Source organism: Paenibacillus doosanensis (genome assembly GCF_025060755.1).
Lineage (GTDB): Bacteria > Bacillota > Bacilli > Paenibacillales > NBRC-103111 > Paenibacillus_S > Paenibacillus_S doosanensis.
Genome location: NZ_JANYUY010000001.1, coordinates 454,848 through 467,479, shown reverse-complemented (window position 1 = coordinate 467,479; position 12,632 = coordinate 454,848). Strand labels below are relative to the sequence as shown.

General features: G+C 53.8%; 13 protein-coding genes. 8 read left to right on the top strand and 5 right to left on the bottom strand.

Annotation, left to right across the window (positions count from 1 at the left end; all coding sequences use genetic code 11):
- Positions 1–124: 124 nt before the first annotated feature.
- A complete protein-coding gene (locus tag N0M98_RS02055; protein ID WP_249862084.1) occupies positions 125–1,432 on the bottom strand; it encodes an aminotransferase class I/II-fold pyridoxal phosphate-dependent enzyme in 1,308 nt (435 codons plus the stop codon).
- Between the two features lie 361 nt (positions 1,433–1,793).
- Here N0M98_RS02055 and kduI point away from each other — a divergent pair, with 361 nt between their 5' ends.
- Both kduI and N0M98_RS02045 read left to right on the top strand, forming a co-directional pair.
- Positions 1,794–2,627, top strand: coding sequence for a 5-dehydro-4-deoxy-D-glucuronate isomerase (kduI, locus tag N0M98_RS02050; protein WP_249866479.1), 834 nt, complete (start codon positions 1,794–1,796; stop codon positions 2,625–2,627).
- 275 nt (positions 2,628–2,902) lie between these two features.
- On the top strand, positions 2,903–3,490 hold the full coding sequence (locus N0M98_RS02045; RefSeq protein ID WP_259616792.1) for a DUF3238 domain-containing protein: 588 nt from the start codon (positions 2,903–2,905) through the stop codon (positions 3,488–3,490).
- 65 nt (positions 3,491–3,555) lie between these two features.
- On the opposite strand, the gene N0M98_RS02040 is transcribed toward N0M98_RS02045, so the two are convergent.
- Together N0M98_RS02040 and N0M98_RS33820 are read right to left on the bottom strand one after the other, a co-directional pair.
- Positions 3,556–4,227: a sulfite oxidase-like oxidoreductase gene (locus N0M98_RS02040; RefSeq protein WP_259616791.1), complete on the bottom strand. Its 672-nt coding sequence runs from the start codon at positions 4,225–4,227 to the stop codon at positions 3,556–3,558.
- Between the two features lie 28 nt (positions 4,228–4,255).
- On the bottom strand, positions 4,256–4,633 hold the full coding sequence (locus tag N0M98_RS33820; RefSeq protein WP_375295435.1) for a YrzA family protein: 378 nt from the start codon (positions 4,631–4,633) through the stop codon (positions 4,256–4,258).
- A gap of 89 nt (positions 4,634–4,722) precedes the next feature.
- Here N0M98_RS33820 and N0M98_RS02030 point away from each other — a divergent pair, with 89 nt between their 5' ends.
- From N0M98_RS02030 to N0M98_RS02020, 3 genes are all read left to right on the top strand, one after another.
- On the top strand, positions 4,723–5,892 hold the full coding sequence (locus tag N0M98_RS02030; RefSeq protein WP_259616790.1) for an MFS transporter: 1,170 nt from the start codon (positions 4,723–4,725) through the stop codon (positions 5,890–5,892).
- Positions 5,889–6,437 carry an SLOG family protein gene (locus N0M98_RS02025; RefSeq protein ID WP_259616789.1) on the top strand — a complete coding sequence of 183 codons (549 nt, stop codon included), beginning with the start codon at positions 5,889–5,891 and terminating at the stop codon, positions 6,435–6,437. The genes N0M98_RS02030 and N0M98_RS02025 overlap by 4 nt, the downstream gene beginning before the upstream one ends.
- Positions 6,438–6,551: 114 nt before the next feature.
- Entirely contained in the window at positions 6,552–6,818 is a 267-nt protein-coding gene (locus N0M98_RS02020) for a hypothetical protein (protein WP_249862089.1), read from the top strand.
- A gap of 142 nt (positions 6,819–6,960) precedes the next feature.
- Here N0M98_RS02020 and N0M98_RS02015 read toward each other — a convergent pair whose 3' ends face one another.
- Positions 6,961–8,283, bottom strand: a complete 1,323-nt coding sequence (locus N0M98_RS02015) for an ABC transporter substrate-binding protein (RefSeq protein ID WP_259616788.1) — start codon at positions 8,281–8,283, stop codon at positions 6,961–6,963.
- A 169-nt stretch (positions 8,284–8,452) separates the two neighbouring features.
- On the opposite strand from N0M98_RS02015, the gene N0M98_RS02010 reads away from it, so the two are divergent.
- The gene (locus N0M98_RS02010) at positions 8,453–8,749 is read left to right on the top strand and encodes a DUF6509 family protein (RefSeq protein ID WP_249862091.1); all 297 of its coding nucleotides are present in this window, start codon (positions 8,453–8,455) and stop codon (positions 8,747–8,749) included.
- Between the two features lie 140 nt (positions 8,750–8,889).
- Here the strand turns inward: N0M98_RS02010 and N0M98_RS02005 are convergent, their stop codons facing one another.
- A complete protein-coding gene (locus tag N0M98_RS02005) occupies positions 8,890–9,516 on the bottom strand; it encodes a pyridoxamine 5'-phosphate oxidase family protein (protein ID WP_259616787.1) in 627 nt (208 codons plus the stop codon).
- A gap of 120 nt (positions 9,517–9,636) precedes the next feature.
- Between N0M98_RS02005 and pdxR the strand changes: the two genes are divergently transcribed.
- Entirely contained in the window at positions 9,637–11,115 is a 1,479-nt protein-coding gene (pdxR, locus tag N0M98_RS02000; RefSeq protein WP_259616786.1) for a MocR-like pyridoxine biosynthesis transcription factor PdxR, read from the top strand.
- An 85-nt stretch (positions 11,116–11,200) separates the two neighbouring features.
- On the top strand, positions 11,201–12,625 hold the full coding sequence (locus tag N0M98_RS01995) for a stalk domain-containing protein (protein WP_259616785.1): 1,425 nt from the start codon (positions 11,201–11,203) through the stop codon (positions 12,623–12,625).
- Positions 12,626–12,632: the final 7 nt, after the last annotated feature.

Genomic DNA, 12,632 nt, shown 5'->3' with positions numbered 1-12,632 from the left:
ATCGGCGGCCTGTTTGCATGAAGCGACCGGGACATCGGGATGGCGGAGGGGAGGAAGCCGTTAGAGCAGCGCGAACTGCAAAAAACCTGACGGAAAAATGTCCGCCAGGTTTTTGTGGGATTGTTTATTTGGAGGAGACTTTTTGCAAATCCTGAACGCCTTGGAAAATCGTCTCGTACAGCTCTTCGAGATTTTCTTCTTCGATGCAGGAGAATGCAACGCGCAGATCGGTTTCGCCTAGGGCGATCGTTCCGATGCCGTATTGGTCGAGCAGATGAACGCGGAGCGTTTCCGCGTCGACGGTTTTCAGCTTCAAGCACATGAAGTAACCGGAGTTGAACGGGTAGTATTCCCAAGCCGCATCGAATTTGCCCGAGTCCAGAATGCTTTTTACTTTGTTGGCGCGGCCTTTCATGATGTTCGATTTCTCCAGCTTTTGCGCTTTGAAATCAGGGGATTTCAGAGCATGCAGCACAAAGGTTTGCGAAGGATGAGGTCCGCTGGAAATCGTGGCGCGGATAATCCCCATCGTTTTTTGCTCCAAGGCGGCAAGCAGCGGTTCGCTTTGGCCGGCGTAGGTGATGAAGCCGACGCGGAAGCCCCACACGTACTCTTCCTTGGTCGCTCCGTCGATCTTGACGGACAGCACGCGAGGATGCAGCCCGGTTAGCTGACCGGCGAGCGATTCGTGCAAGGACTCTTCGAAGAACAAGCCGAAGTACGCGTCGTCGGTTACGGCGACGACATTGATGCCCGCTTCCGCCGCATCCTTGATAGCCGCTACGATTTCTCGGCCTTCCTCGACGCCCGGCGTATAGCCCGTCGGATTATTCGGGAAGTTCAATACGACGATCGCCTTGCCTTTGTCCTTTTGCGCGAGCAGCGCGCTGCGCAGCCCTTCGGCGTTGAATTTGCGCTCGCTGTTATATAGAGGATAGTATACGATTTCGGCGCCGCGGCGGATACCGAAGGTCAGCTCGTAGTTTTCCCAGTTTTTGTCGGGGATGATGACCGCATCGCCGGCATCGGCGTACAAATCGGCGACGATGCTGAGTCCGTGCGTCAGAGCGTTCGTTGCGATCGGATTGCCCAGGCTTTTGCCGCGAAGGGAAGGATTCTCCTCAAGCATCTTCTCGCGCCATGCGCTGCGCAGCTCCGGCTTGCCCGCAGGAGGGGCGTATTCGTAAATGTCCTTAGGATCGTAAGCGGACAATGTATCTTGAATCACCTTCAAGTGCATTGGCTTGCCGTTCTCCAATGCGGTTCCGATGGTGGCGTTAAATTTCTTCGCTTTTTGCTTCGCTTCGGCCGATTGGCTCAGGATGCCTACTTTAGGAAAGTAGATTTGCTTCCCAAGGCTGGAAAGCATGTCGAAAACATGCGGGTTTTCTTTGGCAATCGTGTCGTTCAGCTGTTGTGCAAGAGGGTTCATCTCGCTCCATCCTTCCATTCGTCTAACTATACTTTTTACAGGCCTGACATTAGGCTATATTATACCATTTTCACCCGGGGGAGTCACGGGCTGTTTTGGAAAAAGATCCGAACTATTTTGCCCCGGCCCCGACCGGAATTTCGGGATTTGCATCTGTTCGGGAAAACGGAGAAAAGCGGGACAATTATGTGACAAAGCTCGAACATCCTCGATGGCGGTAGCGAGGGAAGACTTTTTATGTTACCATATACAGGGGAGCGGACGAAACGGAATTCGCTTTTTTGTCGAATTGAAACGTTTTACGGATGCAACCGATCCGAAATCGACGCAACCAATCATTATTGAGGAGGCAATTATTGCTATGGAAATCCGCTATGCGACAAATCCGACGGAAACGAAATCGTACGATACGGACAGACTTAGAAAAGAGTATTTGATCGAAGGGTTGTTCGTTCCTGGCAAATTGACCATGGTATACAGCCACGTAGACCGTTTTATTACCGGGGGCGTTATTCCTGCTTCCGAGCCGATCAAGCTCGAAGCGGACAAGCATGAGATGGGTGCCGACTACTTCCTGGAGCGCCGCGAAATCGGGATTATCAACGTAGGACCAAAAGGTTCGGTTGTCGTTGAAGGTACCGAATACGAATTGAATACGAGAGACTGCCTGTATATCGGGCTTGGCAATAAAGACGTTACGTTCAAAAGCGCGGATTCCGCGAATCCTGCTCGCTTCTACTTCAACTCCACGCCGGCTCACAAGCAATACCCAACCGTGAAAGTCGGTCTGGAAGAAGCGGAAACCGAGCACCTCGGTTCGATCAATTCGTCCAACGAGCGCGTCATCCACAGATATATCCATTTGAACGGCGTTCAAAGCTGTCAATTGGTTATGGGTATGACTTTGCTGAAGCCGGGCAACATGTGGAATACGATGCCTTGCCATACGCACAACCGCCGTTCCGAGGTCTACTTCTACTTTGATATGCCGGAAGACGGCCTGGTGTTCCACTTTATGGGCGAACCTAGCGAAACCCGCCACCTCGTTGTGCGCAACGAGCAAGCGATCATCTCCCCGAGCTGGTCGATTCACTCCGGCGTCGGTACGAACAACTACACGTTCATTTGGGCTATGGCCGGCGAGAACCAAGTGTTCCACGACATGGACAAGGTTGAACCGAAGGATCTTCGTTAATCGTTTTGAAGCGCCTTGAATAAGGCGATAACAAGAAGCCGTCCCGCTTAAGCAGAGCACTCTGCGGCGGGGCGTTTTTTAATTGTTTAGGAAATGATGCGCAGCAATTTGCTGTGGAAATCCGGGGGCTCCCCCGAAAGGAATGTCTACCCATAGAACGATCCCAGAGGAAGGGTTAGACGCCGATCCAGCTTAGGCTGGATGCGGATGGAATAAGCTTCAGAGCATCACGTCACTTTTGGGGGATTGGTTCTAGCAAAGAGAGGGATAAGCGCATGGCTGATATCGTAAAATTTAGAGCGAGCGTCTTTATCGGGGGGATGGCTTGGCTGCCGCCGGCGCATGATCCCGCAAGCGGGAATCGGCTGGAATTTGCGGCGGATATTCGCGGTTTTACTCCTCATGCGGTAAATACGGGAAGATCCAGGGTCGAGCAGGAGGTCGTGGTCGATTTTGCCAAGCGGAGGCTCGTTTCCTTCGGCGCGACAGGGGTCACGGTGCTCAAGGTGACCGGCTCCGACGGAACGGTCACTTACCGGCAGGGACATGCTTCGACGGAAGGCATCGTTATGGAAAATGAGGTTTGGGGCGAGAGCGAAGTGACGTTTACGATGAGAGCGAGCGTAAGCAATCCGCTGCGGCCGGGCGCGCCGTCGCCCGATTATGCGCTCCGCATCAAGGCGAAGGAAGACGGCACCGCTCATATTAGCGGCTCTCATGACGGCTTTCCGTGCTACGAATTTTACAAGCAGGTGGACTTCGGCGAGTTTCAGCCGATTTACTTGCATCATTTCCTTGATACCGGCGATACGCCCGCAGCGATGGCGGGTGAAATGGAATACCATTTTGAGAAACACGTATAAATAGCGAAAAACACCTCCGCAGGCTCGGCCAAAAGAACTTGCGGGGGTGTTCGTCTACAGAGGCATTAATCGAAGTCTTTATGTACCCATTCATCTTCCGGAATGTCGAGCGCTTCGCCGGAAAACCGCTGCTCGCGGAAGGCGTCTCCGTACAGGTGAAAGCCGTTGCTCTCCCAGAAGCCGGCCCGGTCCTCGTTCATAAACTCGAACCCGCGAATCCATTTGGCGCTTTTCCAAAAATACAGATGAGGGACGATTAAACGCATCGGATAACCGTGTTTTGGCGTTAAAGGAGCGCCGTTATAGTGGGTAGCGAGCAAAATATCGTCGCCGAGCAGGTCGGCCAAAGGCACGTTCGTCTCGTAATCGTGATCGGCGTGAACCATGACATAGCGGGCGGAAGGCTTGACCTCAAGCTCCTTCAGCAAGTCCTTGAACAGAACGCCGCGCCATTCGGTATCGAATTTGCTCCAGCGAGTGACGCAGTGAATATCGCAGCGGACGGTCGTTTGCGGCAGCTTCATCAGCTCGTCGAACGAGAAGACGGCGGCTTTCTCGACTTCGCCGAAAATCCGAAAATCCCACTTGGACATATCGTATTCGGGGACCTCGCCCTCATGCAAAATCGGGAAGCGCTCCGTAACGACTTGTCCGGGCGGCAGCCGGTCTCCGTACGCATGGCCGCCCGCCGGTTGAACGGGCTTCATTTGTTTCAATCTTTCGGCTTTATTGTTCATGATGTGCTCTAAGCTCCTTTGGGATAGTTTACTTCGCTTTAAAATGAACGGCTGCGCTGTACAGCATCTTGCCGATATTCGGATCGAACGCGACGCTGTGCTGTATCGACTGCACGTCCAGCAGCAGCGCTTTGTTGTTCTGGATTTGCTCCTCTATTTTTCTCTCCAGCGTTTTCAAATCATACGCTTCGAACAATTCAACCTTATTCTCGATACGGTCGACTATGAACTCCATCTCGATCTTCTCCCGATTAGAAATGTGGTGAAACGCGCTGACTGCGCATGCGAAAGCATTGTCCGATCGCTGTTGCCCTCGGCTTCCGCAGTTATTACCTATTGTACCAGAAGTTTCGCCGCCTTGGACAGCCCTTCGCTTATTGTTGTTCGAGCCGCCGCTCGTTCGCATTTTATTAGAAAATGCATTGTCAAGCCCGGATGCCGGTGAGATAATAGGCTCGTACTCTCACTTTGGAGCGAAAAGAGCGAAAATTTCTTATGATCTATTTTTTGCTGTTTTATATGGTCATCTATATGGGCAATGCCGTCTACGGCACTTACATTCCGGTTTATTTCCAATCGGTGGGCGCGGCTCCGGCCGAAATCGGCACTCTCTTGAGCTTGGGACCGCTCGTGGCCGTGCTGGCCCAGCCGATGTGGGGAACGATCGGAGACAGGGCGAAGACAAAAAACTCGGTATTGGCCGCACTGCTTGTAGGCAGCGGGGTGATGATCCTGCTCTTTCCGCTGTCCACGGCGTTTTATTATTTGCTTGCGATGGTGTGCTTGTTCACTTTCTTTCAAACGTCGATCTTCGCTATCAGCGACGCGATCACGCTGGAAGAGCTGGATAAGCAGAAGCGCTGGGCGTTCGGGCCGATTCGTCTCGGCGGAACGATCGGGTTCGCGCTCATGTCCCTCGGTTTCGGTTATTTGGCGAAGGTCAGCATTCAGTACCTGTTTCCGGTTTTTGCCGTCGTCATGCTGATTTCGCTGTTCTTGCTGCTGAAATTCCCCAAAGTGTCCGGTTATCAATCGTCCGGCAGCAAAATGCAGGTTTGGGTGCTGTTCAAAAACCGCAAGCTGATGCTGTATATGGGGATTAACCTCGTGCTGCAAATTACGCTGGGCTACTACTATTCGTTTTTCCCGATATACTTCCGCGAGCTTGGCGCGGACAACGTCATGATCGGCTGGTCGATGGTCATCTCGTCGATCAGCGAAATTCCGTTTCTGCTGCTGGCTGGCCGGATTATGGCCAAAGTGCGGCTGACGCATGTATTTCTCGTATCGAGCATCGCTACGGCGCTGCGCTGGTTCGCCTTCTCCTTCACCGAAAATCCGTATTGGGTACTGCCTGCGCAGCTGCTGCACGGGCTTATGTTTATCGTGCTTACCGTGACTATGGCGATGTATATTAACCGGGAAGTTCCCAAGGAGCTTAAGGCAAGCGGCCAGACGCTGAACGGTCTTCTCAGCCTGGGCGTGGCCCGGATTATCGGCAGCTTCATCGGCGGCTTCGCCAGCGAGTCGTTCGGAATGAGGAGCGTGTTCATGTACAATGCTTGGATTGCGCTGGCGTGCGCCGCATGCATCGGCTGGGTTATCGTCAGAGAAAGCAGGCAGCGGTCGGCGGCGGCCGAACAGAAAGGGGCGTTACACGGATGAAGCGGGTTCTGATTACCGGCTATAAGGCGTCGGAGCTTGGCATCTTTTCACTCAAGCATCCCGGTATCGCGATCATTAAGAAGGCGATCAAAAAGCGGCTGCTATCGCTCGTCGACGAAGGCTTGGAATGGGCGATCGTCAGCGGGCAGTGGGGCGTCGAGCTGTGGGCGGCCGAGGCGGCGCTGGAGCTGCGCGAAGATTATCCTCAGCTGCAGCTGGCCGTCATCACCCCTTTTTTGCAGCAGGAGGAGAACTGGAGCGAGGAGAAAAAGGGGTTGTACGCGGACATTATGCAGCGCGCCGATTACGTCAACAGCGTAACCAAGACGGCCTACGACGGACCGTGGCAGTTCCGGGAGAAAAACAAGTTTTTGCTGCGCAACTCCGACGGCATTCTATTGTTGTACGACGAAGAGAAGGAAGGCTCTCCGAAGTTCATCAAGGAGCAGGCGCTCAAGCTGGCCGAGCGGACCGATTACCGCTTGCTCACGATTACGGCCGACGACCTGCAAAATATTGTGGAAGAGGAGCAAACGGAGTTCTAAAACCGCTGTCGGCTGCAGGCAGTTCATTTTTTTCAGCATACTTCTAAACGGCGTTCCTCCGGCATACAATAGTAACACACTTAGGGAAACTAAGTGCAAATTGGAGGGATTGCTATGGGAGAAGAATTTCAAAAAGATGAATTGCCGGTAGAGGCCGACGCTGCGTTCGAAGAAAATGTAAGCGCTTCAGAGGACGCCGGAGAAGCGGCGGCAGAAGAGATTGTGGACGAAGCCGAGGATGAAGCATGCGAAGCGCCAGAAGAAACGGAATCGGAAGAAGAAGCGGAGGACGGTGAATGCGAAGAGCAGCCGGAAGCCGCGGCACAGGAAGAACCCGACGAATCGTCGGAAGATGAGGCAAACGAAGAAGCAAGCGAATAGCGAGAGACTCCAAATCCCTTCTCCAAGAACATAACCTACAACCTGTTCAGCGATGAACAGGTTTTTCTCATTTTGATTAGCCCTAATAATGAAAAAAATGGACCCCGATAACGGCAGGCAGAGTCCATTATGGAGGCATGGTTTATTGGCTTGCGGCTTTCTCGGTTTGGATCGCTTTCGTAGCCGCTTCCTCCACCATCCGAAGCGCGGTGACGGAATCTTTGGATTCGGAGAAGATCAAAGGCTGGAACACGTTGTGCACAGGCACGTCGATATAGGTGAGACCGGGAGCGCGAGCCGCCGGAGGCATGGCGTTCTTGCCGTAGAAGATCGCTTGCGCATGCTTGCCCTGCATTTGCGGCAGATTTTTGCCGAACGCTTCTTGAACCTTGGGGGTTTGCAGAGCGCCGATATTGCCGTCCTTGGCGTAATTGATCTGCATCTCCTCGGAAAGCAAGTATTGAATGACTTGAAACGCCTGATCCTTCTTGGTCGATTGCTTCGTAATATAAGCGACGTTGATGTTCGGCTGGGCCTTCACTCCCGGCGCATCGGCGAAGGAAGGCATGGAGGCGATATCGAAATTCAGGTTTTTATTTTGCTCGTACCACTGCACGATTTTGCCGGATACATGGACGGTCATGGCCATATTGCCTTTCGGGAAGTCGTCGACGGACGTAAACTGGTTCGCCGGAATTTCGTAAAACCGCCGCAGATTGTCGACCAGCTTCTTCCATCCGGGCGAGCTGAGTTCGGCTTTGTCCTCCGTCAGACTGAGCGGCGACAGCGACAACTGATTATAGGTCATATATAAGCCGGGATGCTGCTGATACCCTTTGTATGTGCGCTCCCCTTCGACGCGGGTCAGCTTCTTGGCCATCTCGTAGATTTCATCGTAGGTCATACCGTCCTTCGGATAATCGACCCCGAATTTATCGAAGATGTCCTTGTTGTAGAAAAGCACGAACTCGCCCGACATGAACGGAAGGCCGTACATTTTTCCTTCCGGCGACAAGCGTTGTATTTGCGCCATGAAGGCCGGATTCAACTGGCTCGTATCGAAATTATACTTTTTAATCAGATCGCTCATATCGTATTGGAGATCGTTTTTCAAAATATAACGCTGGTAGTTCATCCCGGGGTTGTCGAAAATAATATCGGGAACCGTTCCCGCCGCGATCAAATCCTGATACTGCCTGCCCGGATTGTCCCACTGCGCATGCTTAAAGGTGAGCTCGGGAAACTTTTTTTTCAAAAATTGGCCGACTTGCTTTTCCCAGACGTCTTCTTTGCCAAAAACGGGATAAACGGTGTAAATGAAGATTTCGTTATCCGGCGATGACGGGCCGGGGGATTGCTTGTCTGCTAGCGGATCGCCCGGAGCTGCAGCCGGCATAGTACAGCCAGTGAGTACCGCTAGCGCGGACAACGTATAGATGGACGTTCGGAATAAACGGGTTGCCATTTTCTTCCTCCTTTACGTTTTTGAATTGTTTACCATTATAGGATGTAATGTATACGTTTTCATTGGGGCTATATTTGAAAACATAGGTGGTTAGGCGCATGTTTCGGATTACTTTTTCCCATTTCCATGTATAATAGGATTCTGAGGCTGCATGGAAAGGATGAGACAAATGATAGCCATTAGCGGTTATAGCGTGGAACTGGTTAGAGACCCGTTCGGAATTTTGCAAGGCAAACGGTACGAGTTCGTGCTCGACATCGAGGTGGATGAGGAAGACGAGCTGTATTCCGAGAACGGGCTGTACGTCAGAGTCATCTATAGTGTGGAGGAAAGCCGCGCTCACATAGTTAAATATGAAATATACGAGAGAAGCACGAACGTTTACCTCGAATTTGATATGGAAGATGAGGAGCGCGCTCTGGTAGAAACTTTCTGCAAGGAGCATTATCAAGAGGCGGAGGAATAAGCGCTTCTCGGGCAAGAAAAAAGGGAAAGAACGAAAAGCCTGACGGCGGACGTTCTTTCCCTTTTTTGCTGCCTGAGCTTGAGGATACCGTTCGTGCGGCATCAACCGATCTTCTACCGGCTGGAGCTTCGGCCGCTTGCTCAGGACTTCTCTTCCCGATGATGCGGGCAATATTTGCGCATCAGCTCGGCGGTTTCCGGATCGAGCGGAAGCCCTCTGGCGAGAAGATCTTGTTCGAGCTTGTCCCGGCGCTCGCCGCTGAGATTTTGCCCGAATTTGAATTTGGCGGTCAGATCGAGAATGCCGATGCGGACAACGGATACCGCCTTCAGCTCACCTTGATACAGCGGATCTGAGGCGTCGATAGGGATGTAGCCGCCCTCGGGCTGCAGCTTTTTCATCAGCGCCGACAAGGCCTCGGCCTTCTCCGTGGGATCGTCCACAGGCTGAGCCTCCCCGCGGATGTGCACGGATTTGAAATAGGCCGTTGCGGGACAGGCGAGCTGCGGATCGCTGAAATAGGACGGGATAATCGCATACTCCTTGGCGACGGCGAAGCTGACCTGCTTATGGCGGGCGATCTTTTTCATTTTCTGTCCGGCGCGGGAGCCGTGAATATAAATATGTCCGTTATGGTAGGCGTAATTGATCGGGGTCAAATGCGGCCAGCCGTCCAAGCCCGCCGTGCCCATAATGCCAAACGACATTTCTTGCAAAAAATCATCGATTTCATTTTGCTCCGTTACGGAAAATTCATTGCGTCTCATGTAGGGTCACCTCTTTGAAATGATTGATTCCCAGTGTAGTGCAATGATTGACAATTCAAAAGATCCAATTTAGATTGATTTTATTGGACCATTGAATATGGAGAGGAGGGAGAGGTTCGAATGGATTTTCAGATTCCGTATCAAGGATATACCGGTAAATACCCGACCAAGATGCAGGCGTTTTACCATGCGATCAAAGACTCCATAATAAGCGGCGTGCTTCCTTGCGGGACGAAGCTGCCGTCGAGCCGGGAGCTGGCGGCCTTATCCGGCGTCTCCCGCGGAACGGTCAATCAAGTGTACGATATGCTGGCGGCCGAAGGCTACGTAGAATGCCGGGTAGGCCGCGGCACCTTCGTCTTCTACGACGCGGAGCAGCGGCCCGGCGAGCCGAAGCGAGAGGACAGAGACGATTATGCGCTGTCTCCCTGGGGCGGACGCGTAATGGAGCAGGAAGCGCAGCTGTACTCCGCCGGCTCGGTCGCATACAACGGCAAAGCTCCCCGCACGGCGGATTTTCATGCGTATGCCACCGATTTGCAGCGGTTTCCGCATGAGGAATGGAATCGTTGTCTGCACGCCCAGGCGCGCCTGCTGTATCGGCAAGAAGGGCAGGCGAACGGCCGAGGAGGGCTGCCGCCAACGGAAGGCGATCAAGAGCTGAGGGAGCAGATCGCCCAATATTTGCGCAGAGCCCGCGGCATCGCCGCCCGGCCCGAGCAAATCATAGTCGTTAACGGCTCGATGCAGGCGATAACGCTAACCGTACAACTGCTCGTAGGGGAAGGGGATAAGGTCATTGTCGAGTCTCCGGGCTTCAAGGGGATTCCGCGAGCTGTCCGCACGGCCGGAGGCGTACCCGTATCCGTTCCGGTGGACGGGCAGGGTATCGTCCCGGCCGATTGGGATTCCCGGCTGTTGTTCGTCACGCCGGGCAGACAGTTTCCGACCGGCGTCGTCTTAAGCCTGGAGCGCCGCAGGCAGCTGCTCGAATGGGCTTACGCCAAGGGAGCCGTCATCGTAGAGGACGATTACGACAGCGAGTTCCGCCACCGCGGTATGCCGCTGGAGCCGCTGAAGGCGCTCGACGGCAGGGAGAGGGTGATTCACATCGGCAGCTTTACGAAGACGCTGCTGCCTTCCGTCCGCATCGGCTACGCCGTGCTGCCGCCTGCGCTGGCCGCTCCGTTCGCCAAAGCCAAAGCGTTGTTCGAGCCGCTGCCCGCCGGCCTGCTGGAGCAAAAAACGCTTGCCGCCTTCATGGCCGGCGGGCAGTATGAACGGCATTTGCGCCGAATGAAGCGGATTTATTCTCGCAAATACGAAAGCTTGAGCCGCCGTCTGGCCGATTCGTTATCCGAACGGTTCTCATGGGTAAAAAGCGATGCAGGCCTGCATATATTCGGCTGGTGGCGCGGATGCACACATGCGTACGAGCAGTTCCGCAGTCAATGTGCGGATGCCGGAGTTCGCTGGTCGGAAATTCGCGGGGAGGGCAGCGAAGGCGTCCGGATCGGCGTCTATTTCCATTTTCCGCATCTGACGGAAGAGGAAATGGAGTACGGCGTCGCCGTTATGAAGCGATCGGCGGGCTCCTGAACGGATAAGCAAATGTCTCCCAAATGCAGGAAATCGGGCCAAGAGCGTCGAAATAAAAAGGACGAATACCCACGGGGGTGAGCGATTGAAACGTCGATGGGGTAGGGGGACGGCCGTAACGGCGTCTCTGTTTGCAATGCTGGCACTAATCTGGACGGCCGGGCCGGGACCCGCCGCCGCTTATGCGGACGACGGCGGCATTACGGTGAAAATTAACGGTGCCGCCGAAGCGATGGATCAGGCGCCGCTGCTGATGAACGGGATTGCGTTCGTACCTGTGCGTCCGGTTGTGGAAGCGCTTGGCGCATCTGTCGCCTGGTCCGATCACTCCAGAACCGTTACCGTCACTAAGGACGGCCAGTCCGCAAGGCTGCCTGTCGGCTCCAAAGAAGCTTATATAGCGGATCGGCCGCAGGAGCTGGAGTCGGAGGTGCGTTTGGTCGGGAATACGGCGATGGTTCCCGCCCGCTTTTTCAACGAAGTGTTCGGGATGTACGTATCTTGGGATGCCGGTACGCAAACGGTCAGCATCGATGCGGACGAGCCGTTCTACGGCAGGACGAAGCGCCAGATCGTCTCCAGAATGATGGCGGCCGTTCCGCAGTTCTCCGGCGATCCCTTCGAGGACAAGCCGCAAATCGTCTCCCCCCATCAAGCAGGCAAGCTCAATACCGATTTTATCGAAGACGGCGTCCGAACCGTCAATGCGATGCGCTATTTGGCGGGTATTCCCGACGATCTCGCGCAGGATTCGCTCCTGAACGAGCAAGCTCAGTACGGAGCCGTGCTGCTGGCCGTATACGGTAAGCTGTCGCATACGCCCGCGAAGCCGAAAGGCATGAGCGAAAGCTTTTACAGCAAAGGATATGCCTCCACGAGCAGCAGCAACATATACAGCCTGTACGGCGCTGCGGGAGCCGTTAAGCAGAACGCGATTTTACCGAGAACCGTCGTTTCCTATATGAGCGACAATGACGAATCGAATGTTGCCTCCGTCGGCCACAGAAGATGGATTTTAAACCCGGATTTGAAGAAAATCGGCTTCGGCTTGGCCGAAGGCCGGGCGGCTAACGGGTATCGGTCGTTTTATTCATCGATGCAGGTGTTGGATCAGAGCCGCGCGGATAAATTTGACTATGACATAATAAGCTGGCCAGGCAAAGGGTATTTTCCGCTAAAATATTTCCAAGGAAATGATCCTTGGTCGGTGACGTTAAATCCGGACAAATATGCGACGCCCGATCCGAACGAGGTGTCCGTATCGTTAACCCGGCTGAACGACCGGGAGATCTGGACGATGGATAAGGACGACGATGCCGCCGGCGAAGGAAAAGCCTATTTCAATGTCAATACGCATAAATACGGCGTGCCCAATTGCATCGTATTCAGGCCGGGCGGGGATATGAGGTATGAGGACGGAGACCGTTTCGAGGTGCAAATCTCCGGGCTCAAAGATGCCGAAGGCCATGAGGCGCGGGTGGTTTATCAGGTCGTATTTTTTGCTTATTGAAGCGTCG